A 14,145-nucleotide genomic window follows, 5' to 3' on the forward strand; every position below is an offset into this window, starting at 1 on the left:
GGTACCCGGTGTGGGTGAGTGGAGATGGCGGGAATCGAACCCGCGTCCAACGGTGCGGAACCAGGGCTTCTCCGTGTGCAGTCCGCTTCGCTTTTCTCGGCCCCGGAGATCACGCGGACAAGTCTCCGACGGGCTCAGTCACTGTTTGGTTTCCCTCTTCACCCCGTGACCGGGATCAAGGTTTAGTCCCCTAGTCGATGCCAGGATCCGGGTCGGGAACATCCCCGGGCTGACACTCCCTTTAGTAGGAGGCTCGCGATCGCTACCTGAGATCAGGCAGCGAGGGCGAAGGCCTGCTGGGAGGAATCGCGCTTGGTGTTGGCGATTATTTTTTTCGGCCTGTGGTTTACGAGATCATGGCCGCTTCCTCGACACGCTTCCCCTGCTTCGACAGCCGCTGTCGAAACCGATCATCCCCATGTTGTTTTTTCAAACCCTCCGAGGAGGGCCCCTCCGGAGAGGGGGCTCGCACCGGCCTCGCGGTGCTTGTGCCATCGTACGTGACCAACGCGGGTCCTTGCCAGCTTATTCCCGGCGTCCGCCCCGCCGCGGTCGCTCACCGTGGCCTTCGGTCCAACGCCATGGGCCGCCGGGGCATTCCCGGGGCGGGACCTGCCCGGCGGGCCTCACGCCCGCTGCTTGCGCCGGACCGCCGACATCGCGCGCTCGGTCTCGCGGCGGTCCTGCTTCTCGCGCAGGGTCTGCCGCTTGTCGTACTCCTTCTTGCCCTTCGCCAGCGCGATCTCGACCTTCGCGCGGCCGTCCTTGAAGTACAGGGCGAGGGGCACGATCGTGTGACCCGACTCCTGGGACTTGGCCTCCAGCTTGTCGATCTCCAGCCGGTGCAGCAGCAGCTTGCGCTTGCGGCGGGCGCTGTGGTTGGTCCAGGTGCCCTGGCTGTACTCGGGCACGTGCACGTTGTGCAGCCACGCCTCGTGGCCGTCCAGCTGGACGAAGCCGTCCACCAGCGAGGCCCGTCCCTGGCGCAGCGACTTCACCTCGGTGCCGGTGAGGACCAGTCCGGCCTCGTAGGTGTCGAGGATGAGGTAGTCGTGCCGCGCCTTCTTGTTCTGCGCGATCAGCTTGCGCCCTTTTTCCTTAGCCATAGTGCCGCCCATTTTTGCACTACGGGGCCGCTGGGCGGAAAGGGTATTCGGCGCGGGCCGGGCGGGGCGCCGGCCGGCTACGACGGGTCGCCGAGGCCCGTGAGGACCGTCTGGGCCCGTGTCACCGCGTCGCCGTCCGCGGGCAGGTCCGGCGTGATGCCCCGGCCGTCCACGGCGCGCCCCGCCGGGGTGCGGTAGTGGCCCACGGTCAGCTCGGCGACGGACCCGTCCGGCAGCCGGCTCGGCATCTGCACGGAGCCCTTGCCGAAGGTGCGCGAGCCCACGACGACGGCCCGCCCGCGGTCCTGGAGGGCGCCGGTGAGCAGCTCGGCGGCGCTCATCGTTCCGCCGTCGACCAGCGTGACCAGGGGTTTCGTGGTGTCGCCGCCGGGCTCGGCGTGCAGGGCGCGCTGCCGGCCGTCGACGTCGTAGGTGGCGACGAGACCGCCGTCGAGGAAGGCGGAGGCGGCGGCGACGGCCTCGGTGACCAGGCCGCCGGAGTTGCCGCGCAGGTCCAGGATGAGGCCCTGGCCGGCCGGTGCGCGGCGCACCGCGGCGCGGACCTGGTCGCCGGCGCCCTTGGTGAAGGCGGAGATCCTGATGACGCTCACGCCGCCGGCGAGCCGCCGAACGGTGACCGAGTCGGTGGACAGGCGGGCGCGGCGCAGGGTCCGGGTCCACTGGCGGTCGCCGCGCTGGAGACCGAGGGTGACGGGGGTCCCGGCGGGCGCGTCGTCGGCGTCGCCGCGCAGTAAGGCGACGACCTCGGTGACGGGCAGTCCGTCCGTCTTCTCGCCGTCCACGCTGCGCAGCCGGTCGCCCGCGCGGATCCCGGCGTCGGCGGCGGGCGAGCCGGTCTGCACCTTGGTGACGTCGATCCGGCCGTCCCGCTCGCGCCGCGCCCACAGGCCGACGCCGGTGTACCGGCCGTCCAGCGCCTCCTGGAACTCCTGGTAGTCGCCCGGGGAGTAGACGGCGCCCCAGCGGTCGCCGCTGCGGCTGACGGCCCGTTCGGCGGCCTCCATGGGGGACTTGCCGGCGGCCATCGCCTCGGCGGCGGCCCGCGTCACCTGCTCCTGGGCGGCGGGGGCCGAACGGACCGTGTCCTGCGACGACTTGCGCTCGCCGGCGCCGGTCCGCGCGCCGGGCAGCGACCCGGTCGCCGCGCCGGCCACGAGCACTCCGGCGAAGACCAGGGTCAGGGTCGCCCCGGCGCGGGGGCGGCGGGGCTGACAGAAGAGGTCACGGCCGGGCATGCCGGTGAGTGTAGGACAACGCCCCGGGGCCGTACGCCGGGTTGACCCGTACGGCCCGTTGGCATCCGTCACACCTTCAGGTACTTGCGCAGCGCCAGAAGACCGGCAAGGGCCGGGATCAGGAAGCTCACCGCGAGGATGAGCGGGATCTTGGTGATGACGGCGTCCCAGCCCACGAAGTTGATGAGCGGCAGCTTCGTGGACAGCGACACTCCGTGGTCGATCACGAAGTACTGCACGACCACCAGGAAGGAGGAGGCCAGTATGCCGCCGATGAGCCCGGCGACGGCGGCCTCCATGATGAACGGCGCCTGGATGTAGAAGCCGGAGGCGCCCACCAGGCGCATGATGCCCGTCTCCCGGCGCCGGCTGAACGCGGAGACGCGGACGGTGTTGACGATCAGCAGCATCGCCACGGTGAGCATCACCGCCATCACGCCCCGCGCGGCCAGGTTCAGATAGCCGAGCAGGGTGAAGAGGTTGTCCAGGATGCTCTTCTGGTCCTGCACGGACTGCACGCCGTCACGGCCGTTGAAGGCGCTGGCGATGACCTGGTACTGCTCGGGGTTCTTCAGCTTGACGCGGTACGACTCCTGCATCTGGTCCGGCGTGATGGAGGCGGCCAGCGGGGAGTTGCCGAACTGCTCCTTGTAGTGCTTGTACGCCTCGTCCTGGGACTCGTAGGTGACCTTGTCCACCACCGTCATCTTCTGCAGGTCCGCGAGGATCGACTTCTTCTGGTCCTCGGTGACCGCGCCCTTGGCGCAGTTGGGGTCGGACTCCGCGTTGCTCTTGTTGCAGAGGTAGATGGACACGTTGATCTTGTCGTACCAGTAGCCCTTCATCTTGCCGACCTGGTCGCTCAGCAGGAGCGACCCGCCGAACAGGGCGAGCGACAGGGCGACGGAGACGATGACGGCGAACGTCATCGTCAGGTTGCGGCGGAGACCGACACCGATCTCCGACAGGACGAACTGGGCGCGCATGGCGTCTGGTCAAGCCTTTCCGAGTGGACTCTTCAGTGCTGGTAGCCGTAGACGCCGCGTGCCTGGTCGCGGACGAGGCGGCCCTTCTCCAGCTCGATGACGCGTTTGCGCATCTGGTCCACGATGTTCTGGTCGTGGGTGGCCATCACCACGGTGGTGCCCGTCCGGTTGATCCGGTCGAGCAGCTTCATGATGCCGACGGAGGTCTGCGGGTCGAGGTTGCCGGTGGGCTCGTCGGCGATCAGGAGCTTGGGCCGGTTGACGAAGGCCCGGGCGATGGCGACGCGCTGCTGCTCACCGCCGGACAGCTCGCCCGGCATCCGGTCCTCCTTGCCGCCGAGCCCGACGAGGTCGAGCACCTGCGGCACGGACTTGCGGATCTCGCCCTGCGACTTGCCGATGACCTCCTGCGCGAAGGCGACGTTCTCCGCCACCGTCTTGTTGGGCAGCAGGCGGAAGTCCTGGAACACCGTCCCCAACTGGCGGCGCATCTGCGGCACCTTCCAGTTGGACAGGCGCGCGAGGTCCTTGCCCAGGACGTGCACCTGACCGTGACTGCACCGCTCCTCGCGGAGGATGAGCCGCAGGAAGGTGGACTTTCCGGAGCCGGAGGATCCCACGAGGAAGACGAACTCGCCCTTCTCGACCTCCAGGGAGACATCCCTGAGGGCGGGGCGGGTCTGCTTGGGGTAGACCTTGGACACGTTGTCGAATCGGATCACGGATGCACCACGGGTCGCCGGGGGTAGATGAGCGTGACCATACGCGAGTCCGGTGCGCCCGCGCAGTCGCCGGTACGGGTTGCGGGACAGTTGTACGGTTTGTCCGGGCCCCGGACGCGTACGGGCGCCGCGGGGAGTACGGGGCTTTCGGGGACCCCCGCGCTGAAAGCCGGGGAACCTGGCATTGTGGAGAAGGGAACGTTCGCGCGTCCGCGGGCGTTGTCCAGGTGTGACCGGCGGTGCAAGGAGGGCGAGCGCATGACGTACGACCGGTTGGTGTGCGCGAACTGCGCCGCGCCCGTGAGCGAGGGCCGGTGCCCGGTGTGCCGTGCGAACCGTGAGCGGCTGCAGCAGGAGAACAACTTCCTCGCGGGACTGAACCCGATGGCGCTGATCGCGCTGCTGGCGGTGCTGATCGCCGCGGTGGCGCTGCTGGCGCACCAGACGGCGTAGCGGTAGCGGCAAGCGAGCGAGGGGCCCGGAGCGGTGCGCTCCGGGCCCCTCGGCGTCAGTCGCCGCACACGCCCCGTGGGGCGGTGGTCACGCTCAGGCGGCGGCGCCGTCGCGGCCGGCCATGACGCGCGGCAGCACCCGGAAGCCGATGCCGCCGGCGATCATCGTCGCGGCGCCGATCAGCAGGAACGTGGTCTCGCCGGCACCGGTCTCGGCCAGCTCCTTGCCGTTGCCGTTGCCCTGCGGAGCGGTGTTCCTGGTCTCGCCGGTGTCGGTGAGGGCCGAGGTGCCCTGCTCCTGCGGGGCGGCGCCGCCGCCGTCCGGGGTGGTGCCGCCGGTGGTGTCGGAACCGCCGGTCCCGTTGCCGCCGCCGTTGCCGCCGTGGTTGCCGCCGGTCCCGTTGCCGCCGCCGCTGCCGCCCTGGTCGCCGCCGGTGCCCTGGTCGCCGCCGTTGCCGCCCTGGCCGCCACCGTTGCCGTTGCCCGGCTGGGTCGGAGTGCCGCCGCCGTCGCCCGGCTGGGTCGGAGTGCTGCCGCCGTCGCCCGGCTGGGTCGGAGTGCTGCCGCCGTCGCCCGGCTGGGTCGGAGTGCCGCCGTCACCGGGCTGGGTCGGAGTGCCGCCGTCGCCCGGCTGGGTCGGAGTGCCGCCGTCACCGGGCTCGGACGGGGTACCGCCCGAGTCGTCGCACGTGGGGTCGATCACGATGTCGCACGGGGTCGGCTCGTCACCCGGGCCCGGGTCGGCCGAAGCGACGCCCGCGACCATCAGCGAAGCACCCGCGGCGACGATCGCGCCCGCCGCTATGCGCGCGACACGGATCCGCGTCTTCTTTGTCATGTAGTTGCTACCCCCAGTAGCTGATCGTCGATGAGGCCGCGCTCGGGGCCGTGATCGACGGAGGTAGCTGTGCGAATGAAGCCCCCCGGTTCACATGCGCCCCGCAGATACGCATGCCGCGCTTAACCCTTCCCATATTTCAAAGCAACGTCAAGGTCGTTGCGTACGCGATGTCCCGGTACGCGCTCTTTGCCGGAGGAATTGGGATATGAAGGTGACGCAAAACCCGGACACGCGGGCATGAAAAAGGCAACCTCCGCGCTGAGCACGGCGGTTGCCTTGTCGACAAAGCGTTCTGTTCTTACTTGCTCTGCTGTTCCTGCTGCTTGCGCCAGCGAATGCCGGCCTCCAGAAAACCGTCGATCTCGCCGTTGAACACGGCCTCGGGATTGCCGACCTCGAAGTCCGTGCGCAGGTCCTTCACCATCTGGTACGGGTGGAGGACGTAGGAACGCATCTGGTTGCCCCAGGAGTTGCCGCCGTCGCCCTTGAGGGCGTCCATCTTGGCCTGCTCCTCCTGGCGGCGCCGCTCCAGCAGCTTGGCCTGGAGGACGTTCATCGCCGTGGCCTTGTTCTGGATCTGGGACCGCTCGTTCTGGCAGGAGACGACGATGCCGGTGGGCAGGTGGGTGAGGCGCACCGCGGAGTCGGTGGTGTTCACGCCCTGGCCGCCGGGGCCGGAGGAGCGGTACACGTCCACCCGCAGCTCGGACTCGTCGATCTCGATGTGGTCGGTCTGCTCGACCACGGGCAGGATCTCCACGCCCGCGAAGGAGGTCTGGCGCCGGCCCTGGTTGTCGAAGGGGGAGATGCGCACCAGGCGGTGCGTGCCCTGCTCGACGGAGAGGGTGCCGTAGGCGTACGGCGCCTGGACGGCGAAGGTGGTCGACTTGATGCCGGCCTCCTCGGCGTACGACGTCTCGTAGACCTCGGTCTTGTAGCCGCGCTGCTCGGCCCACCGCAGGTACATGCGCTGGAGCTTCTCGGCGAAGTCGGCGGCGTCGACGCCGCCGGCCTCGGCGCGGATGTTGACCAGGGCCTCACGGGCGTCGTACTCGCCGGACAGGAGGGTGCGGACCTCCATCTCGTCCAGCGCCTTCCTGACGGCCGCGAGCTCGGACTCGGCCTCGGCACGGGTGTCCGGGTCGTCCTCCTCCTCGGCCATCTCGAAGAGCACGGCGAGATCGTCGATCCGTCCGCGCAGCGCCTCGGCCTTCCTGACCTCGGCCTGGAGGTGGGAGAGCTTGCTGGTGATCTTCTGCGCCTCGTCCGGGTTGTCCCACAGGGACGGCGCGGCCGCCTGCTCCTCGAGCACGGCGATGTCTGCCCTCAGCTTGTCGAGGTCCAGAACGGCCTCGATCGACTCCATGGTCGAGGAGAGGGACTTGAGCTCTTCGGATACGTCGACGACTGCCACGCCCTCCAGCGTAACGGCTCCGCCGGGCGGGGAACGCCGGGCGGCGGGGTCAGGGCGACTGGGGCGCGGAGTGCCGGGTGTCCTGGGGCGCGGCGGGATCGTCGCCCGAGGCGGCCCACCAGGCGCCCGCACCCACGGCCGCCGCGAGCAGCGCGCCGGCCACGCTCAGGGTGATCCGGCGGCGCCGGGCGGCGGTGCGGTGGCGGGCTGAGCCCGGGCGGGGCGCGCCCGGCGTGCGCGGGGCTCGGGCGGTGCCGTGGGCCGGGCCGGCCAGCTCGTCGGGGGCGGGCACCCGCATGGAGGTGTGCGTGTCGCGGTTGGAGTCGGGCCTGGCGCCGGGCACCAGCGGCACGGCGCCGCGGCGGCGGACCCGGTCCCCGGCGGGCGCGGGCTCGGCGGGCACGGCCTCGTCCCGCTCCCCCTCCGCGGCTTCCGCGCCGGGCTCGTCCACGTCCAGGGGCGGCATCCCGGCCAGCAGCGGCAACAGCTCCCGCAGCCGGGCGGCCAGCTCGGAGGCGCGCAGCCGGGAGGCCGGGCCCTTGGCCAGGCACTGGACGATCAGCTGCCACAGTTCGTCGGGGATGCCGGGCAGCGGGACCACGGTCTCGGTGACGTGGCGGCGCAGCACGGCGCCGGGGTGGCCGCCGCCGAACGGGGTGAAGCCGGCCAGCAGCTCGTACAGGACGGTGGCGAGGGCGTAGATGTCCACCGCGGCGCGCGGGGGCAGGCCCTCCACGATCTCGGGGGCGAGGTAGTCGGGGGTGCCGATGATCTTCGTGGCGCGGGTGCGCTTGGGCGAGTCGATGAGTTTCGCCACGCCGAAGTCGGTGAGCAGCGCGGGGTGTGCGCCGCCGGGGCCGAGCGGGCCCTGCATGTCGAGCAGGATGTTCTCCGGCTTGACGTCGCGGTGCACGACGCCCGCGGCGTGGGCGGCGGCGAGTCCGTCGGCCACGTCGGCGGTGATCGCCACGGCGGCCTCGGGCGACAGTCGCCGCTCGCGCTCCAGCCGGGTGCGCAGGTCGGTGCCGCGGACCAGGTCCATGACGAGGGCGAGGTCGTTGCCGTCGACCACGAGGTCGCGCACGGAGACGACGTTCGGGTGCTCCAGGCCGAGCAGGGCGGTGCGCTCCTGCACGAAGCGGCCCACGAGCTCCTGGTCGGAGGCCAGGTCCTCGCGCAGCAGCTTGATGGCGACGGGCCCGTCGGGGCCCTCGCCGAGCCACACCGTGCCGGCGCTGCCCCGGCCCAGGATCTGGTTCGCGGTGTACCGGCTGCCGATCTTCCGTGCCAAGACTGCTCCTACAGACGCGTGTTGCGGCTGAGGCTACGCGTCCGGAACGGCAACCTTCACCGCGGAGGCCGAAATCACCCGCCGGATGTCGACAAATCTCCCGACTCGCGGCGCGGGGGGGCGCGCGGGCCGGGCGAGGACGGCGTCCGGCGGGTGGTGGCCTCAGTTGCCGCTCAGGTTCTTGACCCAGTCGGTGGCCTGACTGAACCAGTGGCTCAGCTCCGACCAGTAGCCCCGGCCGGTGCCGATCCAGCTCTGGAGCGGGCTCAGCTCCCAGACCAGCCAGCCGGCGACGAACAGGATGACGAGGGTGAACAGACAGCCCTTCAGGCAGCCGAGTCCGGGGATCTTCATCGGGTTGGCGCTGCGCTGGCGCGGCGGCCGCGGCTCGCGCGCGGGCCGCCGGGGCTCGGGGGCGGGCGGCGGCGCGTACCGCTGGGGCTGCGCCTGGGGCTGCGGCTGCGGGGTCTGGCGGCGCTGCGGGGCGGGGGCGTACTGCTGCGGCTGCGGCTGCTGTTGCGGGTGGCCGTAGCCGTAGCCGGGCTGCTGCTGGGGCTGGGGGCGGGCGACCTGCCGCTGGGGACGGCGGCGCAGCGGGTCCTCGCCGGGGTCGAGGTACTGGGTCTGCTCGTTGCGGTCGCGGGCCGCGCGCAGCTGGGACTGCCAGGGGTGCGGCTGGTCGGGCTGCTGCTGCCCCTGCTGGCCGGGCTGACCCGGCGGCACGGGCGGCATCATGCGCGTGGGGTCGGGCGCGCCGGTGTGCGGCAGGACGCTCGTCGGGTCGGCGGCGCCGGCCGGACCGCCGGTGTGCGGCAGGACGCTGGTCGCGCCGTTCGGGTCGTACGCCGGTGCGCCCTGGCCGTGCGGCAGCACCTGGGTGGGGTCGGCGGCGCCGGGCACGCCGTCCGGGGCGGGCACGGTCGCCGGGTCGGGGTCGGGGGCGAGCAGGGCGCCCACGCCCTCGGCGGCGGCGATCTGCGCGGCGTTCGCGTGCACGCCGATGCCCTCGGCGACGACGCGCAGGGCGCGGGCGAGGTTCTCGGCGCCGGGCCGCTCCTCGGGGTTCTTGCGCAGGCAGCGCTCTATCACCGTCCACAGCGGGTCGGGGACGGTGGAGGGGCGGCGCGGTTCGGCGCTCAGATGCTGGTGCAGCACTTCCAGGGCGGAGCCGCCGGCGAACGGCGGCCGGCCGGTGACCAGCTCGTACAGCAGGATGCCGGCGCCGTAGATGTCCACGGCGGACGTCTGCGGGCGGCCCTCGGCGGACTCGGGCGCGACATACGCGGGCGTGCCGACGAACTCGTGGGTGCGGGTGAGGCCGGGCGAGTCGGCGAGGCGGGCGATGCCGAAGTCGGTCAGCATCGGGTGCAGCTGCCCGCTGTCCTGCTTCAGCAGCACGTTGGCCGGTTTCAGATCCCGGTGGACCACCCCGTCGGCGTGGCTGGCGGCCAGCGCGTCGCAGATCTGGGCGGTGAGCAGGGCGGCGGCGACCGGGGTGAAGGGGCCGTTCTCGCGCAGGTGGCGGTGGAGGTCGGGGCCGTCCACGAGGTCCATGACCAGGGCCAGCAGATCGCCCTCGACGACCAGGTCGCGGACCCGGACGATGTTGGGATGGGTGAGCCGGAGCAGCACGGAGCGCTCCCGCAGGAACCGCATCACGACATCGGCGTCGTTCGCCAGCTCCTCCTTGAGGACCTTGATCGCGACGGTCTCGCCGGGCTGGCCGGGCACGGCCGCCTCGGCGCCCGCGGTCTCTCGCTGGCTGGCTCGCCAGACGGTGCCCGTGGCGCCGCGACCGAGCGGCTCCTCGAGCAGGTACTTGCTGCCTACCGGCCGCACGTCATGTGCTCCCTGCTGCTTGCTTGCCTGTCCCCCGCGCCCGGTGGGGCCCCGCGGGTTTCCGCCCCACTGTAGTGCCGCTCCTCGTCGTCGCTCAGGCTCTTGTGGACGACGTACGCGGGGGACGCCGTACATGTTCGAAGGAAAGACGCCCGACTCGGGGCCGTTGGTTGCCCGCACGCGAACGTGAGCGATCTCAAGGCGGTATCAAGCAGACATTCGCCGGGCACGGGTCCGGCACTTTTGGGGTCAGAGCCGACCAATCAAGATCACTTGGCGCTGGGCGGCGGGCGCGGTGTCAGTGGCAGGTGCGAGGATGCTGCCAGTTACTGGCCGACGTGCTCGTGCGGCGGTGGGGGGTGGCCCGCGGTGGGGGACCGCAGGGCGGCTTCGCCCTCCCCGTTCCCCGGGCGCCCGCGCAGAAGGGACCGCTGACGGCGATGCAGATCCGGCTGACCGTCGTAGACCCGCTGGGCCCGCCCACGGCCCTGGGCCGCGCCGCGAGCTGCGACGTCCTGGTCACCGCCCCCGCGGGCACGGCCCTGGCCGCGGTGGCCTCGGCGCTGGCCGCCGTGGTGGGCGGCGAGAGCGGTACGACGGCCGAGCGGGGCGGCCAGCGCGCGGGCGGCGAGCGCGGCGGCCGGGAGCCCGGCGCGGGCGCGGTCGTGCTGTACGCCGGGGCGGAGCGGCTGGACGCGCAGCGCTGCACGCTCGGCGAGCCGCCCCTGCTGGACGGCGCGGTGCTGTCCCTGGGCGCGCCCGCCGAGGCCGAGCCGCACCCCGAACTGGACGAGGCCCCCACCCAGCTGCACGTGGTCGCGGGCCCGGACGCGGGCGGGGTCCATCTGCTGCACGGCGGCCGGATCACCGTCGGCCGCTCCGCCGACGCCGACGTGCCGCTGGACGACCCCGACGTGTCCCGGCTGCACTGCGCGGTCACGGTCGCCCCGGACGGCCGGGTCTCGGTCGCCGACCTCGGCTCCACCAACGGCACGGTGCTGGACGGCCGCCCGCTCGGCGACCGCCCCGTCCGCTTCGCACCGGGCGCGCTGCTGCGCATCGGCGAGTCGGCCCTGCGGCTGACCCCGGCGGCGGGCCCGGCGGCGCGCGTCGCGACGGCGCCGGACGGCGAGGGGCATGTGCGGGTCGCGGGGGGCGCGGCGGGGGGCTCCGGGAGCGCGGCGGGTGCCGCGGGTTCTCCGGCAGGCGCCGGCTCCTCGGGTGCGGCAGGTGCCGGTGGGTCCGGTGGGGCGTACGCGGGTGACGTGCACGCGCGCGTGCCGGGCGGCGGCGGTGCGGGGGCCGGGGGCACGGGTTCCGGCGCGGACGCGGCGACGGCCGGGGGCACGGGTTCCGGCGCGGACGCGGCGACGGCCGCGGGCACCGGTGCGGCGCCGGGCCTCGACGCCGGTACGGGAGCGGCGGCCGGCGGCCACGGCGCCGCGGACACGGCCCGGACGACGGGCGCGGCCGGCGCGTGGGGCGCACCGGGCCCGGCGGGTACGGCACGCTCGGCGGAAGGCCGGGAGGAGCACGGCTTCGCCGGGTCGCCCGCGGTGCCCGCGCAGGGCCGCGCGCCCCGGATCGAGAGCCACGGCGGCGACACCCACGCGGGCCGCCTCGGCGCCGGCGGCCGTGCCGACGCCTTCGCCGACCACCCGGACGCCCCCGCCGGAGGCGACGCGGGCGTCGAGGAGCGGGGCCGCAAGGGCACGCCCCTGCGGGGCACGGAGGTGCCGCAGGGCCTGCGCAGGCGCGGCGGGCTCGGCGCGTGGGCGCGGCGCCTGACCGGCGGGCGCGGCGAGAGCGCGGCGGCCCGCGGCGGGACGTACGGCGACGCCATGCCGCCCGCCCGGGGCGAGGCGCCCGCGGTGTACGCGGGCCCACAACTGCCGGAGACGTGGCCGGACCCGGCGGCGTTGCTGCTGACCGCGCTGGGTCCCGGCCCCCGGCTGTGGGAGCGCGGCCCGGGGCACCCGGAGGCGCTGGCGGTCCGGCTGGGCACGGCCGACCGACCGGCCCCCGACGGTTCGGGGCGGCTGCTGCCGGCGGTGCCGGTGACCGTGGGGCTGCGCGAGGTCGGCGCGCTGGGATTGGCCGGGCCGCGCGAGCGGCTGTCCGGGCTGGCCCGCGCGGTGCTGGCCCAGCTCGCCGCGCTGCACTCCCCCGAGACCCTCGAGATCGTCCTGATCAGCACCGACCGCGCCCGCGCGCAGGAGGAGCGCACCGCCGAGTGGGCGTGGCTCGGCTGGCTCCCGCACGTACGGCCGGGACACGGCCAGGACTGCCGGCTGCTGCTGGCCCACGACCGCGACCAGGCCGCGGCCCGCACGGACGAACTGCTGCGCCGCCTGGACGACCACCTGTCAGGCGTCCACCGCCCCGGACCGGCCCCGGACGCCCCGCAGGAGCAGGCCGAGGGCAGGCGGCCCTCCTGGGTGCGGGACGAGGACCCGGCCGCCGCGCAGTTCCCGGGGCCGTACACCGTGGTCGTCGTGGACGGCGACCCGGGCGGGGCCTCCGTGCGCGAGGCGGTGGCGCGGCTGGCGCACGAGGGGCCGCGGGCCGGGATCCACGTGCTGTGTCTGGCCGAGGCGGCCCCCGCCTCGCCCGCGTCGCCGGTGACGGAGACGTACGACGCGGCCTGCGCGGTGTCGCCGGTGTTCCGCGAGTGCGGCGCCGTGGCGCTGCTCAGCGGCGACGTGGCGACGGCGCTGCGGCTGATGCGCGTGGCGCGCGCGGGGACGGAGGCGTACCGCACGGGTACGGCACCCGCCGCGCACCCGCAAGAGCACCCGGAGTCGCCCACGCCCGTCTCCCCCGGCACGGTCGGCGTCGTGGACGCCGTGTCCCCGGCGTGGGCGGAGCGGTTCGCACGGGCGCTGGCCCCGCTGCGGGCGGCGGACGCGGCCGGCGGCGACCGGCCCGCGCGGGTGTCCGCGCCGCTGCCGCTGTCGGCGCGGCTGCTGGACGAACTGGGGCTCGCCCGCGCCACCCCCGCCTCGCTGCTGGCGCGGTGGGCGGACGCGGCCGACGACACCCGGGCCCTGGGCGGGCGGGCCGTGCTGATACTCGGCGCCGGTCCGCGCGGGCCGGTCTGCGCCGACCTGGTGGCCGACGGGCCGCACCTGCTGATCGAGGGCCCCGCAGGGAGCGGCCGTACGGAGCTGCTGCGCGCCGCCGTCGCCTCGCTGGCCTCGGCGGAGCGCCCGGACCGGCTCGGCATCGTCCTGGTGGACGGCCGGGACGGCGTCGAGGCGGGCGGCGGACACGGCGACGGGCTGCGCGTCTGTACGGACGTGCCGCATGTCACGACGCATCTCACCGCCAACGACCCGGTGCGGATGCGGGAGTTCGCGCAGTCGCTGAGCGCCGAGCTGAAGCGGCGGGCCGAGCTGCTGGGGCTGTCCGGCTTCGCCGAGTGGCACACCCGGCGCGAGGTGTCCGGCCGGATCGTCGCCCAGCGCACCGCGCCCGGCCGTACGGCGCCGGACCGCACCCCGGACCGGGCGAGGCCGGCGGATCAGGCGGCGGGCGGTGCGACGGTGGGCGGCGGTCCGTCCGGTGCCGCCGATCCGGGGGCGCCCGCCGGTGCGGGCGATCTCGACGCCCCGCCCAGTTCCACCCTGCGGCTGCGGCCCGCCGCCGCCCGTGCGCGCGCCGCGGTGGTGCCGCCGCTGCCCCGGCTGGTCGTGGTCGTCGACGACCTGGACCTCCTGGTCTCCCCCGCGCTCGGCTCGCCCGGGCGGCCCGCGGCCGGCTCGGTGATACGCGCGCTGGAGGCGGTGGCCCGGGACGGTGAGCGGCTCGGCGTCCACCTGGTGGCGGCGACCGCGCCCGGCGGCCGTACGGCGGAGACGGAACCGGCCCGCCGGGCCACGCTGCGGGTGGCGCTGGACGCCCCGGCCGGCGGGCGCGGCGCCGCCGCCCCGCTCGACCGGGACCGGGAGCTGAGGGGCGAGCCGGCGCCCGGACGCGGCCGGCTGACCGGGCCGGACGGCCGGGTGACGCCGTTCCAGGGCGGCCGGGTCACGGGCCGCATCCCGCGCACGGCGACCCAGCGGCCCACGGTCGTCCCGCTGGAGTGGCAGCGCATGGGCGACCCGCCGGCCCGCCGCCCGGTGCGGGAACTGGGCAACGGACCGACGGACCTGGCCCTGCTGGCCAGCGCGCTGGAGCGGGCGGCACGGGAGGTGTCGGCGGCGGAGGTCCCGTCCCTGCTTTGACCCCGGGCGGGC

10 protein-coding genes and 1 other RNA gene are annotated in these 14,145 nt (G+C 74.2%); 2 read left to right on the plus strand and 9 right to left on the minus strand.

The features are described from left to right. Nucleotides 1–16: 16 nt before the first annotated feature. From ssrA to ftsE, 5 genes are all read right to left on the minus strand, one after another. Nucleotides 17–418, minus strand: a transfer-messenger RNA (tmRNA) gene (gene ssrA, locus AB0N63_RS24410). 208 nt (nucleotides 419–626) lie between these two features. Next, nucleotides 627–1,106 (minus strand): SsrA-binding protein SmpB, encoded by a 480-nt coding sequence (smpB, locus tag AB0N63_RS24415; protein ID WP_365531425.1) that lies wholly within the window; start codon nucleotides 1,104–1,106, stop codon nucleotides 627–629. Nucleotides 1,107–1,183: 77 nt separating this feature from the next. Next, nucleotides 1,184–2,362, minus strand: coding sequence for a S41 family peptidase (locus AB0N63_RS24420; protein WP_365531427.1), 1,179 nt, complete (start codon nucleotides 2,360–2,362; stop codon nucleotides 1,184–1,186). Nucleotides 2,363–2,430: 68 nt separating this feature from the next. Continuing rightward, on the minus strand, nucleotides 2,431–3,348 hold the full coding sequence (ftsX, locus tag AB0N63_RS24425; RefSeq protein ID WP_009188902.1) for a permease-like cell division protein FtsX: 918 nt from the start codon (nucleotides 3,346–3,348) through the stop codon (nucleotides 2,431–2,433). A 32-nt stretch (nucleotides 3,349–3,380) separates the two neighbouring features. Then, entirely contained in the window at nucleotides 3,381–4,070 is a 690-nt protein-coding gene (gene ftsE, locus AB0N63_RS24430) for a cell division ATP-binding protein FtsE (protein WP_009188903.1), read from the minus strand. A 258-nt stretch (nucleotides 4,071–4,328) separates the two neighbouring features. Between ftsE and AB0N63_RS24435 the strand changes: the two genes are divergently transcribed. Beyond that, complete coding sequence (locus AB0N63_RS24435) at nucleotides 4,329–4,523, plus strand: hypothetical protein (RefSeq protein WP_009188904.1); 195 nt, start codon at nucleotides 4,329–4,331, stop codon at nucleotides 4,521–4,523. 93 nt (nucleotides 4,524–4,616) lie between these two features. Here AB0N63_RS24435 and AB0N63_RS24440 read toward each other — a convergent pair whose 3' ends face one another. From AB0N63_RS24440 to AB0N63_RS24455, 4 genes are all read right to left on the minus strand, one after another. Next, the gene (locus tag AB0N63_RS24440) at nucleotides 4,617–5,360 is read right to left on the minus strand and encodes a hypothetical protein (RefSeq protein WP_365531430.1); all 744 of its coding nucleotides are present in this window, start codon (nucleotides 5,358–5,360) and stop codon (nucleotides 4,617–4,619) included. A gap of 301 nt (nucleotides 5,361–5,661) precedes the next feature. Next, nucleotides 5,662–6,777, minus strand: a complete 1,116-nt coding sequence (gene prfB / locus AB0N63_RS24445; protein ID WP_365531432.1) for a peptide chain release factor 2 — start codon at nucleotides 6,775–6,777, stop codon at nucleotides 5,662–5,664. A 49-nt stretch (nucleotides 6,778–6,826) separates the two neighbouring features. Continuing rightward, a complete protein-coding gene (locus tag AB0N63_RS24450; RefSeq protein ID WP_365531434.1) occupies nucleotides 6,827–8,068 on the minus strand; it encodes a serine/threonine-protein kinase in 1,242 nt (413 codons plus the stop codon). A 162-nt stretch (nucleotides 8,069–8,230) separates the two neighbouring features. Continuing rightward, nucleotides 8,231–9,907 carry a serine/threonine-protein kinase gene (locus tag AB0N63_RS24455; RefSeq protein WP_365531436.1) on the minus strand — a complete coding sequence of 559 codons (1,677 nt, stop codon included), beginning with the start codon at nucleotides 9,905–9,907 and terminating at the stop codon, nucleotides 8,231–8,233. A gap of 440 nt (nucleotides 9,908–10,347) precedes the next feature. On the opposite strand from AB0N63_RS24455, the gene AB0N63_RS24460 reads away from it, so the two are divergent. Then, nucleotides 10,348–14,133 carry an FHA domain-containing protein gene (locus AB0N63_RS24460; protein ID WP_365531503.1) on the plus strand — a complete coding sequence of 1,262 codons (3,786 nt, stop codon included), beginning with the start codon at nucleotides 10,348–10,350 and terminating at the stop codon, nucleotides 14,131–14,133. The last annotated feature ends 12 nt before the right edge of the window (nucleotides 14,134–14,145 follow it).

This window comes from Streptomyces sp. NPDC093260 (assembly GCF_040683715.1).
In the GTDB taxonomy this organism is placed as follows: Bacteria; Actinomycetota; Actinomycetes; order Streptomycetales; family Streptomycetaceae; genus Streptomyces; species Streptomyces sennicomposti.

Excerpts from the sequence above, each read along its gene's own strand:
- AB0N63_RS24420 (WP_365531427.1), bottom strand. The coding sequence starts at position 2,362 with ATGCCCGGCCGTGACCTCTTCTGTCAGCCCCGCCGCCCCCGCGCCGGG.
- AB0N63_RS24440 (WP_365531430.1), bottom strand. The coding sequence starts at position 5,360 with ATGACAAAGAAGACGCGGATCCGTGTCGCGCGCATAGCGGCGGGCGCG.
- AB0N63_RS24460 (WP_365531503.1), top strand. The coding sequence starts at position 10,348 with ATGCAGATCCGGCTGACCGTCGTAGACCCGCTGGGCCCGCCCACGGCC.
- ftsX (WP_009188902.1), bottom strand. The coding sequence starts at position 3,348 with ATGCGCGCCCAGTTCGTCCTGTCGGAGATCGGTGTCGGTCTCCGCCGC.
- smpB (WP_365531425.1), bottom strand. The coding sequence starts at position 1,106 with ATGGCTAAGGAAAAAGGGCGCAAGCTGATCGCGCAGAACAAGAAGGCG.
- AB0N63_RS24435 (WP_009188904.1), top strand. The coding sequence starts at position 4,329 with ATGACGTACGACCGGTTGGTGTGCGCGAACTGCGCCGCGCCCGTGAGC.